The organism is Weissella viridescens (genome assembly GCF_003862435.1).
Taxonomy (GTDB): Bacteria; Bacillota; Bacilli; order Lactobacillales; family Lactobacillaceae; genus Weissella; species Weissella viridescens_A.
Genome location: NZ_RHGY01000001.1, coordinates 428,131 through 446,876, shown reverse-complemented (window position 1 = coordinate 446,876; position 18,746 = coordinate 428,131). Strand labels below are relative to the sequence as shown.

General features: G+C 44.5%; 20 protein-coding genes and 2 tRNA genes. 2 read left to right on the top strand and 20 right to left on the bottom strand.

The genetic code is table 11. From position 1 onward, the window contains the following. Positions 1-8: 8 nt before the first annotated feature. From pstA to D3P96_RS02185, 17 genes are all read right to left on the bottom strand, one after another. Positions 9-899 (bottom strand): phosphate ABC transporter permease PstA, encoded by an 891-nt coding sequence (gene pstA / locus D3P96_RS02265; protein WP_124942770.1) that lies wholly within the window; start codon positions 897-899, stop codon positions 9-11. Positions 900-901: 2 nt separating this feature from the next. Beyond that, positions 902-1,819, bottom strand: a complete 918-nt coding sequence (pstC, locus tag D3P96_RS02260) for a phosphate ABC transporter permease subunit PstC (RefSeq protein ID WP_072152616.1) — start codon at positions 1,817-1,819, stop codon at positions 902-904. Between the two features lie 17 nt (positions 1,820-1,836). Continuing rightward, positions 1,837-2,709: a phosphate ABC transporter substrate-binding protein PstS family protein gene (locus D3P96_RS02255; protein WP_124942769.1), complete on the bottom strand. Its 873-nt coding sequence runs from the start codon at positions 2,707-2,709 to the stop codon at positions 1,837-1,839. 250 nt (positions 2,710-2,959) lie between these two features. Then, positions 2,960-3,487, bottom strand: coding sequence for a GNAT family N-acetyltransferase (locus D3P96_RS02250; protein ID WP_124942768.1), 528 nt, complete (start codon positions 3,485-3,487; stop codon positions 2,960-2,962). 29 nt (positions 3,488-3,516) lie between these two features. Beyond that, complete coding sequence (locus D3P96_RS02245; RefSeq protein WP_124942767.1) at positions 3,517-4,290, bottom strand: TIGR01457 family HAD-type hydrolase; 774 nt, start codon at positions 4,288-4,290, stop codon at positions 3,517-3,519. Then, positions 4,290-4,895: a YutD family protein gene (locus D3P96_RS02240; RefSeq protein ID WP_124942766.1), complete on the bottom strand. Its 606-nt coding sequence runs from the start codon at positions 4,893-4,895 to the stop codon at positions 4,290-4,292. The genes D3P96_RS02245 and D3P96_RS02240 overlap by 1 nt, the downstream gene beginning before the upstream one ends. Continuing rightward, positions 4,892-6,286, bottom strand: a complete 1,395-nt coding sequence (locus D3P96_RS02235) for a bifunctional metallophosphatase/5'-nucleotidase (RefSeq protein ID WP_124942765.1) — start codon at positions 6,284-6,286, stop codon at positions 4,892-4,894. The genes D3P96_RS02240 and D3P96_RS02235 overlap by 4 nt, the downstream gene beginning before the upstream one ends. Positions 6,287-6,359: 73 nt before the next feature. Beyond that, entirely contained in the window at positions 6,360-6,812 is a 453-nt protein-coding gene (locus D3P96_RS02230; protein ID WP_124942764.1) for a phosphoesterase, read from the bottom strand. Position 6,813: 1 nt separating this feature from the next. Beyond that, a complete protein-coding gene (locus D3P96_RS02225; protein WP_124942763.1) occupies positions 6,814-7,902 on the bottom strand; it encodes a M24 family metallopeptidase in 1,089 nt (362 codons plus the stop codon). A gap of 60 nt (positions 7,903-7,962) precedes the next feature. Continuing rightward, positions 7,963-9,078: an enolase C-terminal domain-like protein gene (locus tag D3P96_RS02220; RefSeq protein ID WP_124942762.1), complete on the bottom strand. Its 1,116-nt coding sequence runs from the start codon at positions 9,076-9,078 to the stop codon at positions 7,963-7,965. A 53-nt stretch (positions 9,079-9,131) separates the two neighbouring features. Next, the gene (locus D3P96_RS02215) at positions 9,132-9,344 is read right to left on the bottom strand and encodes a hypothetical protein (RefSeq protein WP_124942761.1); all 213 of its coding nucleotides are present in this window, start codon (positions 9,342-9,344) and stop codon (positions 9,132-9,134) included. A 136-nt stretch (positions 9,345-9,480) separates the two neighbouring features. Further along, positions 9,481-9,554 (bottom strand) — tRNA-Ile (locus tag D3P96_RS02210). A gap of 35 nt (positions 9,555-9,589) precedes the next feature. Further along, positions 9,590-9,662: transfer RNA gene (locus D3P96_RS02205), tRNA-Lys, on the bottom strand. Between the two features lie 67 nt (positions 9,663-9,729). Beyond that, positions 9,730-10,524, bottom strand: a complete 795-nt coding sequence (gene menH, locus D3P96_RS02200; RefSeq protein WP_124942760.1) for a 2-succinyl-6-hydroxy-2,4-cyclohexadiene-1-carboxylate synthase — start codon at positions 10,522-10,524, stop codon at positions 9,730-9,732. After that, entirely contained in the window at positions 10,511-12,190 is a 1,680-nt protein-coding gene (gene menD / locus D3P96_RS02195; protein WP_124942759.1) for a 2-succinyl-5-enolpyruvyl-6-hydroxy-3-cyclohexene-1-carboxylic-acid synthase, read from the bottom strand. The genes menH and menD overlap by 14 nt, the downstream gene beginning before the upstream one ends. Continuing rightward, positions 12,180-13,316, bottom strand: a complete 1,137-nt coding sequence (locus tag D3P96_RS02190; RefSeq protein WP_124942758.1) for an isochorismate synthase — start codon at positions 13,314-13,316, stop codon at positions 12,180-12,182. The genes menD and D3P96_RS02190 overlap by 11 nt, the downstream gene beginning before the upstream one ends. Beyond that, a complete protein-coding gene (locus tag D3P96_RS02185; protein ID WP_124942757.1) occupies positions 13,297-14,532 on the bottom strand; it encodes a DUF2075 domain-containing protein in 1,236 nt (411 codons plus the stop codon). The genes D3P96_RS02190 and D3P96_RS02185 overlap by 20 nt, the downstream gene beginning before the upstream one ends. Positions 14,533-14,757: 225 nt before the next feature. Here D3P96_RS02185 and D3P96_RS02180 point away from each other — a divergent pair, with 225 nt between their 5' ends. Continuing rightward, positions 14,758-15,165, top strand: a complete 408-nt coding sequence (locus tag D3P96_RS02180; protein WP_124942756.1) for an Hsp20/alpha crystallin family protein — start codon at positions 14,758-14,760, stop codon at positions 15,163-15,165. A gap of 57 nt (positions 15,166-15,222) precedes the next feature. Here D3P96_RS02180 and ndk read toward each other — a convergent pair whose 3' ends face one another. The 3 genes from ndk to D3P96_RS02165 form a co-directional block, all read right to left on the bottom strand. Beyond that, entirely contained in the window at positions 15,223-15,648 is a 426-nt protein-coding gene (gene ndk / locus D3P96_RS02175) for a nucleoside-diphosphate kinase (protein WP_124942755.1), read from the bottom strand. A gap of 95 nt (positions 15,649-15,743) precedes the next feature. Next, the gene (locus D3P96_RS02170; protein WP_124942754.1) at positions 15,744-16,748 is read right to left on the bottom strand and encodes a YdcF family protein; all 1,005 of its coding nucleotides are present in this window, start codon (positions 16,746-16,748) and stop codon (positions 15,744-15,746) included. Further along, positions 16,733-17,281 (bottom strand): RBBP9/YdeN family alpha/beta hydrolase, encoded by a 549-nt coding sequence (locus D3P96_RS02165; protein WP_185696059.1) that lies wholly within the window; start codon positions 17,279-17,281, stop codon positions 16,733-16,735. The genes D3P96_RS02170 and D3P96_RS02165 overlap by 16 nt, the downstream gene beginning before the upstream one ends. A gap of 142 nt (positions 17,282-17,423) precedes the next feature. Between D3P96_RS02165 and D3P96_RS02160 the strand changes: the two genes are divergently transcribed. Continuing rightward, positions 17,424-18,629 (top strand): ammonium transporter, encoded by a 1,206-nt coding sequence (locus D3P96_RS02160; RefSeq protein WP_124942752.1) that lies wholly within the window; start codon positions 17,424-17,426, stop codon positions 18,627-18,629. Positions 18,630-18,746 lie beyond the last annotated feature (117 nt).

Below are 18,746 nucleotides of genomic sequence, written 5' to 3'. Positions count from 1 at the left end.
TTCCTTCCTTATTTCGTTGACGTCAAGCGCTTGTACAAATAGCTACTCAAGTAACGTGCCAAGAAGTTAAAGAGTAAGACCACGATAATCAAAACAGCTGAGGCACCTGCAGATACGGCAGCCGCATCCGGCATGATTCCTTCAGAATTGATTTTCCAAATGTGGACAGCCAATGTTTCGGCAGGGCGCATAATGTTCAATGGACTTGAAACGTTGAATGGGTTCCAATCACCAAAGTTAAGCGCTGGTGCAGATTGTCCAGCGGTGTAGATCAAAGCCGCAGCTTCACCGAACACTCGTCCAGCTGACAACACAACCCCGGTCACGATTGAAGGCAATGCAGCGGGCAAAATAATGTGCCCCACTGTTTCCCAGCGTGAAAGACCAAGGGCAGCCCCAGCCTCACGTTGCAAATTAGGGACAGTTGCCAACGCATCTTCAATTGAACGGGTCAAAAGTGGCAAGTTAAAGAATGTCAACGCAATCGCCCCAGACAAAATTGAAAAACCAAGTTTGAATTGCACAACGAACAACAAGAAACCAAACAAACCAACCACAACTGATGGCAATGATGACAAAATTTCAATGGTCATACGCACAATCCCAGTAATCTTACTCTTAGGATTAGCATACTCATTCAAATAAGTTCCCGCACCAAGGGCAATAGGAAATGAAAGTAACATCGTAATCAATAGTAGGTAAAGTGAATTAAATAATTGAATTCCAATTCCCCCACCCGCAGTAAACGCTGAAGCGGGTGCAGTTAGAAAATGCCATGACAAGTGTGGCACACCTTGAATTAAGATGTAGCCAAGCAAAGCGGCAAGGATCAAAATCACAATTCCGGCGATCGCATAAAGGATAGCCGTTGCAATCTTATCAACGGTTTTAGCATTCATAATTACATGGCTCCCTTCTTAGCAATTGCACGAATTGCCAAATTAAAGACAAGTGACATCAACAATAGAATCAACGCCAAACTCCAAAGCGCATTATTTTCAAGTGATCCCATCACTGTGTTTCCAATTCCTTGTGTCAAAACTGACGTTAAGGTTGAAGCAGGTGATGTTAGGTTATGAGGCATCAAAGCCGCATTTCCGATCACCATTTGTACGGCAAGCGCTTCACCGAAGGCCCGGGCCATCCCAAAGACTGACGCCGTCAAAATTCCAGGTGTTGCCCCACGCAAAATCACCTTGTAGATCATTTGCCAGCGGGTTGCCCCAAGGGCCAATGCTGATTCACGGTAGTGACGTGGCACAGCACGCAAAGTATCAACTGTCATTGAGGTCACTGTTGGCAAAATCATCACAAAGAGCACCATGGCCCCTGATAAGATTCCAAATCCTGATCCACCAAAGACCGCACGCATAAATGGCACAATCACTGATAGTCCGATAAATCCATACACAACAGATGGGATTCCCACCAATAATTCTGTAACGGGGCCCAAAATCTTAGCACCACGCTTAGGTGAAATTTCCGTCATGAAGACAGCTGTTCCAATCGCAAATGGTGTGGCAATCAAAGCTGCCAAAAGTGTGACCAAAAATGATCCGACAATCATTGGGGCCGCCCCAACCATTGGCTTACCGTGCGCATCAACTTGACTTGGTGACCATTCTGAACCGGTCAAAAAGCTCCATAGGTTAACATGATCTGTAAAGAATGTTGCTAACCCCTTTGATGCCACAAAATAGAAAATTGAAATCACGACTACGACAATCAATGCTAGCGCTGAAAATGAAATAACACGCCCAAATTGATCTTTTCGTGATGCCTTTGATTTCTTTAGTAATGACTCACGGATTTCATCCATGTTTCTGTGCTCCTTTTTTACTTAGCTGGCGTAATATGACCATTCATATCACGTTGAATTTTCATATCATGAATTGAGATGTACCCAAGTTGTGGTACCAAAGTTTTTTGAATATGCTTTGTCATAATTGAATCCAGGAAGTCTTGCACATATGGCTTTGGTTGACCCTTTGTGTAGATGTGTTCGTATGACCAGATTGGCCAACTACCATCTTGCACATTCGTCTTGTCAGCCTTAACCCCGTCCAAGGTTGGCACCGTCACTGTTTTATCTAAATATGCAAATGCTGCATATGATACAGCTCCGGGTGTTGATGAGACCACTGAGCGGGCCATTCCTGATGAATCTTGTTCTTGTGCATCCACTGAAGTAGCGCCATCAAGCCCCCACTTTTCAAAAGTTGCACGTGTTCCTGATCCTTCAACACGGTTGACAATCACGATTGGTAGATTCTTTCCACCAACCTCTTGCCAGTTTTTAATCTTACCTGTAAAAATCCCTGTTAATTGTGCTTTTGTTAATTTATCCACACCAGCCTGCTTATTAATCATTGGGGCAATCCCAACAACGGCTACCTTATGGTCAACCAGCTTTTTGGCATCAATGCCGCTTTTTTCTTCAGCGAACATATCAGAGTTTCCTAAATCAACGGCTCCGGTTTGAACCTGAGCTAGCCCAGTTCCCGTACCACCACCTTGAACATTCACAAACACACCCTTATGGTTATTTGCATAATCTTCACCGGCGGCTTCAACTAATGGCTGCAGAGCAGTGGAACCAACTGCATTGATGTTCACACCACTATTTTGTTCTCGGGTTGCATAACCCCACGACAAAAGACCTGCGGCCACGGCAACAAGGGCCGTTCCAACAATCCAACTGCGTTTCATAACGAACGCCTCCTAATATTCTAATGCTACTACTAGTATTATCACGAACGGATGTAAAAGAATCATCTCAGTAATGTAAAGAATAACGTTACAATTGTCTTTTTTAAACCATCCTTCGGTTAAGCCGTTTACACAGCACCTGCCATTATACCTGTTTCACTATTTTTACGTCCACGGAATTTTGAGAAATTGCATAATTTTAACATTTAAAAAAAGCAGTCAACAATTACTGTTAACTGCTTTTTTTCATTTATAGTTCAGTACGTAAAAGCCCATATTTGACTGAATCATAGTACTGCCCCTGCCAATAGCGAACCTGGCGAATGCGTCCTTCTAATTGCATCCCACTTCGTTCACCTAATCGCATCATTCCGGTATTTCCAGACCAGGTTGTAAATCCAACATGCGGTAACTCAGGAAAGACGGTTAATAAATGTTCTAGCCATGGTCGAAACACTTGTGTTCCGACACCTTGCCCCCAGAGCGTCGCGTCGTAGATGACGATCCCGGCTTCAAGCCACTTGGCTAACTTGCCGTCCTCAAAGTATCCACTCAACATGCCGATTGGTCGTTCTTCAAAACAAATAACCGCTGCCGTTGGCACCTCGACAAATTTTTCAATAAACCGTTTTTCAAATTCTGGCCAAGTCCACACTGGATCGTGAAAATAAGGCCCATTTAAATCCATCCACTTTAAATCAGCAGCAGGTCCAAACGCGATGTCCCACATAGCTGGTAAATCCGACTCTTCAATCGGGCGTACAATGATATTTTTCATCTGGCGCCTCCATTAAACGTCTGTCTACCCTAATCGTCAATTGACCAATCGTCTAAGCTCATCACTTCATGGGTTGGTTGGACCACTTCCGCATGGACATCATCAGGTTTTGAAACACCACTGTAAACCAACAGTGTATCAATATCAGCATGAATGCCAGCCAAGATATCGGTATTGTAGTTATCTCCCACCATCACAACTTCATCGGCATGACGACCAGCGCGCTTTAAAGCTTGTTGCATAATAATAACAGATGGCTTTCCGATCACAATGGGCTCTGTTTGCGTGGCTGTTTGCACCGCTGCAACAACGGTTCCCGCACCAGGTAACATCCCGCGTTCATTTGGTAAATTCGTATCAACATTCGTTGCAATGAATGTCGCACCACCTTGAATCGCCAATGTTGCTTCAGTTAACTTGTCGTAATTAATGCCCCGATCCAAGCCAACCACGACTGCCTCAGCGGGATGTTGGTCAACAATTTCAATCCCTTGCGCTTGAATGGCTTCTTTTAGTCCGGCTTCGCCAATAACCAATACTTGCTTGAACTGCTTTTCAGCGAGGTAATCGGCCGTAGCCATGGCACTGGTATAAACTTGCTCAGTAGTTGTGGCAATGTCGTGGTTTTCCGTCAAGTTCGCCGCAACCTCGGCCGGATTTTTCGTAGAATTATTCGTCACAAACATATAATCGCTATTTGAAGCTTTCAAACGGTCAATAAATCGCTTTCCAGCTGGAAATTTTGTTTTACCTTGATAAATCGTCCCATCTAAATCAATCAAATATGTTCGATAATGTTTCATTATGCTTGTGTTCCTTTCGATTCAGGCTTTTCAGCTTTACGTTCCCGGACTTCAAAGTGACGGCGGTTTGACTTGCCCTTCACCTTCACTTCGCTGTTTTTTGGCTTAGGACCTTGTTTTTTATTAACCGGCTTCTTTTTTTCATCAATTTCTGCCTTACCGTTATCTTTCTTACCATGATTACGGTGACGGTGACGACTCTTACGGGCCTTGGGCTCATCTTCTTTTTCTTCAACTTGGTGTGGCTCTAAATTATGCAACACGAAGTAAGGGGCACCAAAATTAATATCCTCAAATAAGTAATCTTCGAGGGCATTAATTTGTTGATTTCGCGCAATACCAGGTGTGCCCTGTTCATAAAAACCACGTAAACGCAATTGACCTGAGGCAATATCCCCCACTAAGTAATCGTATTTTTCTAAAAATGTACTAAAACGTGCGGCCAGCATGGCTTCGTCATAGGCCTCACGATAATTTTTTACCAATTCATAGCCGCGTCCGTTAATGTTTAACGTATTCGGTTGTGAACCAGCGACAATCGTTGTCGCCGTCTGGCGCTCTGCAAATTGACTTTCCGCCAATTCTTTCATTCGTTCACGATTCATAATGTCTCCAGTGATTTAAATTTTTTTGTTAATGTCGCTGCCACGACTTCGCGTAACAGAACATCATAATTCATTTGATTACGACCCGCAATTTCAATTGTTGGGAAGAACGGAATAAACAAATAATGATCTAATCCCGCTATGGTGTACGTTTGATACGGATCCAGCGGCTTTTCATTCACCCACCAATTTCCAGCATCATCTTGTGTGATTCCTGACCAGACCATTTCACCAAATGCCTGATGACCGCGAAAGCCCATTCCCTTAACTTGATAGCCTAATAAGAATGCGCGATTTTTTTGAATTTCCAAAAGTAGGCGCTGTAATTCGTGTCCCATTAGGGTTATCAGCATTGGGTGCACCGCATGTGGTAAACAATCATGCAAATCTTTTTGCGTAACCGGACCAGCAGGCAGATCAGTGAGAAACATTCCTGATGATAACATCGCAACATCGGCATGATAAAACTCCTGCAAACTCGCAAGCCCCAAATCAATCAACCGATGTTTGTCGGTTAACTTCCGTGTATAGGCAGTTGGTAATTCCGCAATCACCCGTTGCGTTAACTTCTGATTACCCAAACGTTCGTAAGTGTGTTTTTCACTTGCGTCCTCAGGTAATTCTGGCATCGCTTCTGTTGGCCACGCCTTTGCTTGAGCTGAGGTCATTTTACCATTTTCTAGGGTTAACTGCACAGTCCCAACATGGCTCCCATATCGACCTGCCGCTGCAAGCAACGTATTGCCATGCCACTCACCATCTGGAAGGACATGATGCGTATGTGCGCCCATAATCACGTCCAGGGCTGGATAACGATCTGCTAAATCACGATCTGTTGGCAGCCCTAAATGAGATAACAAAATAATGGTATCTGCTTGTGCCTGAAGCTCTGGCAATAGACGCTCCATTGTCGCATCAATGTCTACTGGCTCCCAACCTAATAATGGCAAGGTCCGTTCAAACGGAGCCGTAAGGCCAAAGACAGCTAGCTTTTGGCCAGCCTGGGTCGTGACGATTTTATAATCATCCGCCCATGTTGGTCGCTGATGCGTCGTTGCATCCAAGATATTTGATACCAAAACTGGAAAATTGGCCTCATCATATAAATGATTCAATGCCGCATGATCCAAACCTAGCATTTCATTATTACCAACTGTTGCCGCAGTATATCCAATTTCATTCATTAATTTAATATTGGCTTGCCCCAACGTTGCTTCAGTTAACGCATGTTGACGATCAACGGCATCCCCAATATCAAATACAAAGGGTTGGTGTCCCTGCCGACGCGCTTGTTTTTCTTGGCTTTGAATAAAATGGCGGACTTTTGGCCAATTCTCCAAATGCGAGTGGATATCATTTGTGTGTAGCAACATTAATTCTTCACTGACCATCACGATGCCTCATCTCTGTTCTATCTTTTATACGCAAAAAGCGGGTCATTACTGTCCCCGCTTAAGCACACTATCATCTTATTTTGCCTTGCGAAAATCCCGTTAACCAATTAACAAATGTCGTAAAATTTTCTGGATATGCATTTGCTCCAACGAAGCGTTTTTCAACTTGGGTCGCATCATCATAAGTGCGTAAGCCCCATTCATCAGTTGGGCCCGCTTTAATTTGGCGATATTCGGTTTGCCAGTCTGCTGTAAGTTCAGCTAAGCGACGTTCGATGTTCGCCCATTGAAACCCAACATCCTGCCAATCATTTTCAAAACGACGTAATTTGAAATCATGTTGAATGATTTGTTGCCGTTTCCGTGAAAAATCTACACTATCATCCGCAATATTTAATTGGGGGAGGTGGTCATCATTGTGGCGGGTCACGATAAAAGCATGATCACCCTTCTGCTTGCCGGCAATCGTCTCAAAGCCGTCTGCCAAGTTTCCCCGATAATATTCAAAGTACTTTAATGCCATATTACTTATCAATCACAATCAAGTCAGTTGAAATACCTTGCGTCAAATTCTCATTACCAACCGTTTGAATCAAAATATCATCTTCAATGCGGACTCCCCCAACATTTGAAAGGTAGATACCTGGTTCAATCGTCAAAACCATATCATCACGTACGGTATCACTGGCATCGGCTAGCTTCGATAAAATAGGTCCTTCATGGATATCAAGCCCAATGCCATGCCCGGTTGAGTGCGTGAAGTTATCAGCATAACCAGCTGCATCAATCACTGAACGAGCAGCTTGATCAACTTCACTGACTGGACGTCCGATTTGTAAAGCATCAATCGCCGCATCATGTGCCGTCTTGACGGTTTCATAGACCTTAACCATCTCATCATCTGGTTGACCAAAGGCAATCGTTCGTGTGACATCTGATGTATACCCATCGACATAGTAACCAAAGTCAATCGTTACCAACTCACCAGCTTCAATGACCTTATCAGTATAGGTTCCATGTGGTAAGGCAGCTCGAGCTCCCGAAGCGACAATCGTATCAAATGAAGGCTTATCTGCCCCATTTTCTTTCATCACACGATCCAATAGATTGGCGACTTCACGCTCAGTCATCCCCACATGAAGTTGGGGCAAAAAGGCATTAAATCCTGCCACTGCCACTTCCGCCGCACGACGAATTCGAATAATTTCATCGGGTTCTTTAACTTCACGGATTGTTTCAAATAATGATGGAATCGGCACGATATCCACGCCATCAAAGTTTTCATCTAAGTAATCGAAATCTCTAAACATGATTGAGTCCTCAAAGCCAAGGCGTTCAATCTTGAAACGCTTAGCTGCTGCCATGGCAACACCCCAGTAGTTACGTGTGACCAATAATTCAATTGACGTATCGGCTAACTTTTCACGATATTCATCTTCATAGCGATCATCGGTAATCAAAGCAATCTTGTCTTTTCCGACGAGGACGAGTCCATCACCCATGCCACCCGTAAACCCAGTCAGATATTCCATGTTGTAACCATTCGTTACTAAAATCCCATCAACTTTTAAGGGTTCAAATACCTTGCGTACATTTGCAATTCTCGTTTCCATAACCCGCCTCCATCTTCGTATGTGTTTGTTTTGATTATACCAAACTTCCATCAATTGGTTTTAATAGATTTGTTCTGGTTCCACTTGCATTTGGCGAATAGCGTTCCAATTCAACGTCACACCGATGCCTGGCGCCTGTGGCACTTCAACCTGGCCATCATGTAACACAATTGGTTCATTAATAATGTCTTTAATGACACCATCTTGGGTCGTCGCAATATCCGCTGGAAAAATGGGATCCGATAAGGTCGCAGCGAGACTCACATCCACAAAGCGACCTAAGCCTGAGCTGAGCATCCCTCCAATCCAAGGTAATTGTCCGGCCTGATTAATCCGTTCAATTGCCGTTTGCGTGGCGGTAATCCCACCTAATTTACCTTGTTTGAGTGTAAAAGCATTTGCTACATGCTGTTGCAACGCCAGTTCGATATCTGCAACACCATTAATCGATTCATCTAAGCTAATTTTGGGGACTAGTCCCGACGTCAACATTGCGGCATAGCGTTGCCAAGGGGAACCTTTCAATGGCTCTTCTACCAATGTAATCCCACTATTTTTCAATCGCTGCAACATCTGATAGCTCGCATCAGTGTCCGGTAATGCATTGTTAAAATCAATGGAAAAGACCAATTGTGGATAGCGTTGCTGTAATCCACTTAAGTCCAGTAGTTGCTCCGGATCCGTTAATTTTAATTTTGCCCGTTGATACCCTGTTTTTGCAAGCCGCTCAATTTCAGCAATCGTGGCCGCTGCATCATCCTGAATGCCAACCGCTTTACCAACTGGGACGGATTGACGCTGGGCGCCTAACATCGCTGCTAATGACGTACCAATCGTTTTACCATAAGCATCCCAACATGCCATTTCTATCGCCGCACGCACAAACGTCAATGACGTCCGTTCAGCTAAATAGGTTGCAATGGCGCTGGGGTGTTGCCAATCGAAGTTTTTCAAACCACTTGCCACTTCAGCAAGCATTTCTCGTGAGTCCACCTGCGTTTCTGGCGCGTAAGCGGTGTTCATGAAACTTTGAATTTCACCATAGCCGACGCACCCATTGCTTAGCGTCACCTCAAGCAACGTTAATTCTCGTAACTGCGTGGTATCATGGGCCGTTTTAAACGCTTGTTTCAATGGTAACGCGAATGGTATCGCACGAATTTGCGCAATTTGCATAGCAACCTCCTTCTAGCAAAAAAGCACCTGAGCGGCAGGTGCTTTCATTTCAATTAGTTCAACCAGAGTCGCAAAATCAGCATGCCGACAAAGGCGATGGCTGCAATCAGCATCCATTTATTACGTGTTTGGTACCAATCATACAAAAGGTAACCAGACAACGCGACTGTTGACAGAATCATTAACCAAGGTTTTGGGTAAATCATTGAAGCCACAATCAAAACTAACACGACAATTGGTAATACGACGTCAATTTTTTGTTTCATGAGTCTCCTATCTGGCACAATTGAGGCCTGCTCAACTGACCAGCCTTTCCATACTTTATTTAAACAGTCTATTTCATATAAAAACCGTCGTTTGGCCTCGTAAAGCTAAACAACGGTTTTAAATTTTGACCGATGATGTTCCCTGTCGGACTCGAACCGACGACCGGACGGTTATGAGCCGTCTGCTCTAACCAACTGAGCTAAAGGAACCGAACAGCAATACATTTAATCGTGTGATTAAACAATGTCCCCACACGGACTCGAACCGTGGACCCAAGGATTAAAAGTCCCTTGCTCTACCAACTGAGCTATGGAGACAAATGCGTCTGTTAAAAAGACCACATTTGATTATACATGAATTCAATTTATTTGTATAGTTGTCGTGCTAGAGCTGCGCTAAGATCGCTGTATACTGCTCCGGCGCCTCAAAATGAACGTTATGCCCGACACTCGGTACGACGAATTGCTGGCTTTGTTCGAGTTGCTTTTGCATCCGTTCCGCAATGCCTAAAAACTTCTTATCTAACGCCCCATTAATTAGCGTAACTGGCACTTGTAGCGTCACTAAATCAGGCCAATAATTCGGCATTTGCCCTGTCCCAAATTCGCGCAAAGAGGCTGCTACATTAGCCGGATTTTGCTGCACCCGTTGCTGATGCATAAACTGTTGTTGCGCTATTGGCAATTCCTGCTGACTAGCAAACATTGGCAACTGTTCCCACTCCGCAATAAACGCGGGCATACCTGCAGTTTCAATCCGTTCCGCCTTAGCTGCATCAGCCGTTTGCCGATCTTGCCGGTCCTGGGGTTCCACCAATCCAGGGGTTCCACTTTCCAAAATGACCTGCGCCAAATCCTCCGGATACATCAAAGCATAAGCCAGGGCCAAACGTGCGCCCATCGAATACCCAACCAACCTGATTTCTTTTAAATTAAGGGAAGCCAGGAACTGGTGTAATTCAGCAACCTGCGTTGCCGCCGCAAACCGATGCGGATCAGACACGGTTGGTTTGTCGACACCCAAGCCAAGCAAATCTAAGTAGATTCGTGTGCCCTGCGGCTTAATTGAAGCGAAGTCCGCCTGACTCCCAAGAAAGCCGTGCAAAAAGACCCATGTTGGCGCTCCAGCTCCCTCGCACGTGTAGGCATACGGATAACCATTAACTTCAATCGTCGGCATCAGATGAGCCTCCCACTAAGTCAGCCAGCACCGCCTGGTGTTGCGCGACATTCTCGGCGCGATCCGTGACAACTTCAATCAAGCGTAACCCATCAGCGGGCGTTGCGACCAATTCAGCTAGATCAGCTAGATCCGTGATTCGCGTATACGGTGCATCGTATAGTGCTGCAATCTTTTCAACAGACAGTGCTTGTGGTGTCCCAAAGAGGGTTTCAAAATAATCTTCAGCCTTTGCTTGTGGCAAAAACGAGAAGATGCCACCACCATCATTATTAATCACTAAGACATTCAGGTTAACTTGGGCTTGCTTCGCTAACATCAAGCCGTTCATATCATGGAACAAGGCTAAGTCGCCAATCGCCAACCAGTTATTGGCATGACCTTGTGCCATCCCAACTGCGGTAGCGATTGTCCCATCAATTCCGTTGGCGCCACGGTTCGCCCAAGCTGTAACCGGACGCTCAGGTAACCAATAATTGTCATAGTCGCGAATTGCCATTGAGTTTGCAATGAATAACTGCGTCTCAGCTGGCAAAGCAGCCATCGTCTTCACAACACCAATGTCACTCAATGGTTGGTTATCAATCGCCTGTTTAATCACACCTTGACTGGATTGCCATTCTTGCAAGAATGCTGCTGGTTGTGGCGCAATCGTCTGATCAAAAGCATTCAAAAAGGGCGTTTCTCCAACATCTAATTGATAACGGGTGACACGACTATGGTCACGTCCGACAAAGTTTTCACCCACTTGTACGACTGGAATTTGCTCCGCTTTTAGCCATTGTAACACTTTCGCTGATACGGGCGTCCCACCAAAACGAACGATTGCGCGCGGTTTGGGCAAGGTTGCAATCGCATCACTTTCAATCAACGCATCAATCCCACCAATATCATTCGCACCTGGGCGAATTTGGCCTAACACATCAGCTAACACCGGAATCGCATGACGTTCCGCTACTGCTTGAAGCTGTTGTTGGTAATCAACTGTTTCAGCTGGTCCGGCCAGAAACATCACCTTTTCAGCCAATTGGGCTAGCAAGGTTGCTGGCAATTCGAGTTGTGTTGTCGAATCCGCATAAATAATTGGTTCAACCACCGGCCAGGATTGATTGAGGTCTGGCATCAAAGGTTTTCGTAAGGGTAAATTCAATTGAATGGGTCCGGCCGGTTGTTGCGTTGCCACATGCACCGCATCCTGAATCGCATAATCAATATATTCTGTGGTGTCCGGGGTCGTTGATTGCATCGTCACCGCAAGGGCTTTTTTGACATGCGTGCCAAACAACGCTTGTTGATCAAGCGTTTGCGGCGCCCCTATCCCTTGTAATTCTTCAGGTCGATCGGTCGTCACGGCAATCAGTGGCACATGGGAAACTGCTGCTTCCGCAATCGCGGGCGCATAGTTCACCGTCGCTGTTCCAGAAGTTGCCAACAACGCTACCGGCATCTGTTGCGTCTTAGCCAGACCAAGCCCTAAAAAACCAGCGTCCCGTTCATCAACCGCAATGTGTAATTGCATATCAGGTTGCACCGTTGCGGCAAACTCTGCCCACAATAAAGCCACGGGGGTTGTGCGCGACCCTGGTGAAATCACTACATGCCGAACCCCTTGTGCATATAAACTTTGTATAAAATGTTTTAGATTGATTGTTAAATCACTTTGCATCTGTTTGATCCTCTAATAACTGACGCATTGGCGTCATCTTTAATTGAATTTCTTGTGCTTCTTGTGCTAAATCAGACTCAGCTAAAATTCCGGCACCCGCAAACAAGCGCGCTTGGTCTGCTTGTACCAACATTGACCGAATGCCAACAATAAATTCTCCCGTACCATTTGGTAAATAATATCCTAATGGCGCTGCAAACAGCCCGCGTGGGGCCAGTTCATAGTCTTCAATGATACTTTTTGCCCAATCTCTGGGCCAACCACCTAGCGCTGGCGTCGGATGAAGTCGTTCAACCAAAGCTAACAATGCCGTTTCACTATTTAATTGTCCTTGAATCGGCGTATACAAATGCTGAATCTGTGGCGTCTGAAGCATTTGTGGCGTCGACGCATAGGTTAGCGTACTTACATCCGCTAGTTGGTTCACCAACATATCCACAACAATCTGATGTTCTTCCCGATTTTTTTGGTCATGCCATAATGCATCTGCTAATGCCGTATCCGTTTCGGTATCTTCACCACGTCGAATCGACCCCGCCACCGCGGCCGTCTCAAATTGATTTCCTGATAATTTCACAATCCGTTCGGGCGTTGCCGAAACAAAGACATCAGTGCCACGCTTTAAGACAAAGTGATAGCTCTCCGGTTGTTGGGCCACTAGACTTTCTAATAAATTGGCGACTTGAATTGGACCATCAAAAGTTAACGTTGCTTGCATGCCTAGTACGACTTTTTGTTTTGTCGGATCTATTTGCATTTGCGTCAAGACTGGCTGCATTCGGGTTGTCCAATCTGTTTCATCCATCTCATCGACTAAGTGCAAAGATGAATGGGTCACCTGCGGCACCGATGCCGTCCATTCTGAATTAGCGTTTAAATCAATGAGCTGTTCAGGGGCGAAAAAGTAGCCACCCATTAATCCAGTTAGCGCTTGGTCAGCATCAAAATTAAATCCACCAAACACGGCAGAATTTTGGTGTTGCACCCATTGATTTAAAATAGTTTCATCGGTCCAGCCACTGATTTCATCTGATATACCCAACCCAACTAACTGTGTTGTTTTGTCTGCCGTTGCAAAATAAACGGCATTTTCATTTTGACTAAACTCAGTCATCCATTTTTGCATTTCGTTGCTCCCGCTCTGTTTGTAAGGTTAATAATGCTTGCCGCAAGTCTGCATCCGCTGCTGTGAGATATAAGCCTCTCACGCCACGCGTCACTAAAATACTGGCAGCGTGGTACATCACATCGGCTTGCATCTGCGCAATTTCAGCCGGATCCGTCAATCTGGGTGTCTTTTTATAAATTTCACGATGCGTGACATCAGCCGTATTGACGACCATCCGCTTGGTTTGTGCATCATATTCAAATGGTGGTCCCAGAATCACACCAGCATAATTCAAATCAAACCCTTGAATCGTATAAATGGAACCCACTTGATTAATTGATTCTGGCCGTTCCGCCCAAGGCGTCTTTTGCGCATCATATTCGTCCCACGGTAAATCAAAGTCATCCATATAAACATCATGCTGACCATTCGGTAAACGTTTGAAACCACTGGTTGCGACCATCCGTGATAAACCAACTTCCGCATTCCGTTGCTTAATCACCTCAAACATATCGGCAGCCCGATCAAAGATACGTAAATCATAATCCCCCAGATCATCTGGTAGCGGCAACAAGCTACCCTTACCAAAAGCATCTAACCACTGCAAAATCGCCGAGTTAGCTTGCACGCGATACTGCAAATCTAGATCAAAATCCTTGCGTTTCGCATGGGCGGTCACTTCATCTAAGAGCGCGTGACTCCAATAGGCTTTTGATTGCATGACCTGTTCAAAATCAAAGACAATCACGACCACTTTGGCAATCTTCATTAACTCGGTTAGCTGATTATCTTGATAAAACTTAATGTAAGGCTCGCTTTTAGATAGAAGCAAATGACCTTCATCAACTAAAATGACATCGTATTGCGTACCGTTTTTATGCGCTGCATTAATAATACTTGTAGGACGTTGGTAGTCTTTCTTACGTAAGTTTGGTTCTGTACTTGCTAATTCTTGATAGACCTTCAATAACTCAGGATGATTCACTGTAAAAATGTTGTGCGTCCCCTGGTAAGGCCCTTCATTTTGACGAGCACTATTTTGTAATCGTTTAAAAAGCTCGGTCAAGACGACACTCTTCCCTGTTCCGGCTTTTCCATTAATGACCGCTACAGCCGGTTGCCCATCATGAGCGTGTAATTGCGTTTGGATAAAACGTTCAATTCCCGTTAATTGCTTTTCTTGATCATCAGTTAATTTTTTGACATTAAATTTTTTGATTGTTGAATTTTCCATAAATTCATTATACACCGTGGGAACGTTGATAGAATCCCACTTTCAAAATGGAAGCAATTTCCGAATTAGCACTCTACCAAAGAAAGTGCTAATTTTTTCGCAAAAACCCTTGTATTTATTTTTGAAGGTGCTATTATAGTAAATGTAAGCAAGGGGTTGGCAAGACAAAGCCAAACTTACAACAACCAAAAAATAAAAATAAATTATAAAGAGAGGTATTTTACCATGGCTAACGAAGTACGCACATATAACGATTTGAATCACTTTATCGATCAGGTTTCACGTGGATTGTTCAACGAGGCATCAACTCCATCTGTATTAAGCGCTGATGTGACTGAATCTGATGACAAGTACACTGTTCATGTAAATGTACCTGGTGTTAACAAAGATGATATCAGCTTGAACTACCGTGACGGTGTTTTGAATGTTGATGCAAAGTATGATCACTTTGAGGATCACAGTGACGACGACAATCACGTTTTGTTGAGCGAACGTCAAGAAGGAACTGCTCACCGTAGCTTTAACCTACCAGGCGTTGACGAGTCACAAATCCAAGCAAGTACTGAAGATGGTGTTTTGAACATTACCCTACCAAAGGTACAAGAAGAAGATCACAAGATTTCAATTAACTAATTGAACTAAAAAAAGCAGTACGCTAAGCGTACTGCTTTTTTTGTGGATTCATAACGATTAAATATCATCACCAAACCAGATGTGCATTTCTCGTTGTGCTGCTTCTGGACTATCAGAACTGTGCACAACATTACGAAGCTTATCATCAGCATATTCGCGCCCAAAATCACCACGAATCGTTCCGAATGCAGCGTCAGACGGATTGGTTGCTCCAGCCATGCGGCGGAAAACTGAGATGATTTCAACTCCGCTAGCGACAATGGCAACAATCGGTCCTTCTTGCATATAAGACTTCATATCAGGATAGTATGGCTTGTCGACTTTATCGGCATAATGTTCCGCCAACAATTCATCCGTTGCATGTGTGACCTTCAAAGCATCGATGCGGTAACCTTTGTGTTCAATCCGTGAAATAATCTCACCAATGTGACCTTGGCTAACGCCATCAGGCTTAACTAAAATCAAAGTTTGTTGCGTTTCCATCTTGTGCACCTACTTTCTCTATATCTCGCTAATCGAATTTTACTTCGCTTCATATTATACCCGTCTGAGCGAGGGTGTACACGTTAAATTGTGATTTAATTAACAAAAATGAGCCCCGTCAGAATCATCCCCAATAGTATCGCCAACATGTGCCACCACCGATACCGAAACATGATCGCACAATACTCACGAAAATAAGCATGCCAGAAGGCCTTGGCTTCTGTTTTAGCCCCCGCACTGCGCGTTGTTACCCCCACTTTTTGTGCTAATAATGCAGCCCGATAGGTGTGATAGTCGCTGGTCACAAAGACCCCCTCAGTTGGCGTTATTCCTTGTTCAACCAACCAAGCTTTGGTGAACGCCATATTTTCAGCTGTACTTGTCGAAGCAGCCTCCAAAACTAGGTTCTGTTGCGGATAGCCTTTCCGCTCACAGTATGCCGCCATCGCTTCAGCTTCAGTAAGCGTCTCGTCATTCCCCTGTCCACCCGACAAAATCAACCAAGGGTGATCTAATTTATCGGCAACAGCGAGCGCTTTATCCAATCGCGCCTTTAAGCTCAATGAAACCTGATTACCATAATTCAATCCAGCACCAAGCACCAGTATATATTGTTGTGTTACAACAACTTGGTTTTGATGTTTATAAATGAGAAAGCCAATCCCATACGCCAACCACCAAAAGACAAAGTAACTCGTCACAAAGCTAAGGCCAACAACTATAACTTGTAGCCACCACATCGGCTTAATAATCACAAGTGCGACCAAACCAATCAGTACAAGTATACTTATAAACATTGCTGCAATCGTCCCATTTACTAATCGATAACGATGATTATGCCGAGTCATCCATGCCGTTTGAAGTAGCTGGACCCCAATCCAAAGACTCACGAGTACCAATAAGCACCCTGCAAGCGTTAAGCCAAGTAACCAGAATCGGTTAATCCAAAAATACCTCTGACTGAATGCAGTGATACTTACCATCACCATCATGAGCAATAACATGGCCAAAACGCCATTCATTAAACGCACACGATGATGGATTAGGCTAAGCCCTAAACTACAGGCAAGCCCTAAAATAATAATTATGCTAGTGGCCATTTTTGCATCCCCGCTACTATTTCTCCAATGACGGGCGCCCGACGCCCCAAGAAGTGCCCACCAGTTGGCCGAACAAAACAGTCAATACCTAGTGTCGACGCTAAATCAAACGAAAGTTGCCAAGGGACCACGGGATCATCTTGAGCGGTCACCATCACACCTCGCGCAATTCGCTTCCGAAGTTGTTCTTCGTCCAACGTCTGTGGTAATAGCCTATCTAGCTCAGGAAAAGCTGGCAATGATTGATTAAAACCACCGACCAACAACACCGAAACCGGTTGCCCATTTGTTGCCATCAGATACGACAAAATTCTTAGCACGCCTAGGCTATGGCCAATTAAACAATTCGCTTGTGTCGCATCAATGGTTTTAGTTAAATATGTCGTCCACGCTGACAGATCCAAATCATCATCCTCTGGTAACGCTAGCCGTTGCACCGACCCTTGTCGGTGCGCCACAATGTATTGGTCCAGCCACTCAAACCAATCCGCATTAGCGTTTGCACCATAACCAGGAACTATATAGTAATTCATATCGCACCTCATTCCATGCTTTATATATTGTTTTAATCAATAAAAATCGTTCATGTGAGTTTTTCTAACATATTTTTTCACTTCTCACATTTTACGCCTATACTAATTGGTATAGTTAAAAAAAGAAAGAAGGAATCGTTACATGAACACTGCAGACACAGTCTTTGTGCTTTTCTCCGCCCTCCTAGTATGGATTATGACAGCTGGTTTGTCACTCTTTTACGGTGGGCTGACGCGATCGAAAAGTATGTTAAACACAATGATGATGGTTATCTTACCGCTTGGTTTCGGGACCGGTATCTGGTACCTCTTCGGTTATAGTTTAGCCTTCAATGGTAATGGCGCTTTCATTGGTAATCTGAAAGACTTCGCTTTTGCTAATGTTTCACTTACCCACAGTACACATGGATTAACGATTCCTGATGCTGTCTTTGCTATTTTCCAAGGAATGTTTCCATTAATCACCATCGGTATTATCGCCGGTGCCGTGGTTGATCGCATTAACTTTAAAGCATTTGGTATTTTTACAGTGATTTGGATGCTTGTCGTCTACGTTCCTTTGGCTCACATGGTCTGGGGTGGCGGCTTGATTCAAAAGCTCGGTGTGCTCGACTTCGCCGGTGGTGACGTCGTCCACATTTCATCAGGTGTCTCAGCTTTGGTCTTAGCCATCGTGATTGGTCACCGTAAGGAAATGTTGCCGCCCACTGTTAAGAACGTCCCCGCTGTCGTTGCCGGAGGGGCTTTGCTTTGGCTAGGCTGGTTTGGATTCAATGCTGGTTCTGCTCTTGCAATTAACGAAGCAGCCATCCAGGCGCTATTAAATACCATTTTGGCCGGCGCCCTTGGCTTTACCCTTTGGAACTTACTTGATTATTTCAAGAATAAAACGATCTCGCTTTCAGGTAGTTTTACTGGCGCCTTAACTGGGCTAGTATTAATCACCCCTGGGGCTGGTCTCATTAAAAGTAACGCTACTTTCCTAACTATCTTAATTGGAACCCCAATCTTATTCTTTGCCATTAGCGGACTTAAGCGTCGCTTCGGCTACGATGATGCCCTTGATGCCTTTGGTGCTCACGGACTTGGTGGTATCCTGGGTGGACTCTTTACCGGAGTATTTGCTGATAAAGGCTTGTCTGGTGTAAACGGTTTGATTCACGGTAACCTAGCGATTATGGGGACCCAACTTGCCGGAATTGCCATTGCTATCGTTTGGGCCGCGGTTGGTACTTTCATTATTATTAAAATCATTGGTCACTTCATGAAGCTCCGCCTTGATCCTGATGATTCAGAGTCACGTGATATGTTGGAACACGCTGAACCCAGTTTTGATTTTGAACACTAATCACATCTTTAAAAAGTAACTGCAGCATCATGTAGTTACTTTTTTTGTACCTCAAAATTGTTCTGGCATAAGTATTTGTATCCGCCCACCATCATTCGGCATATTAGGCCGTCTGTG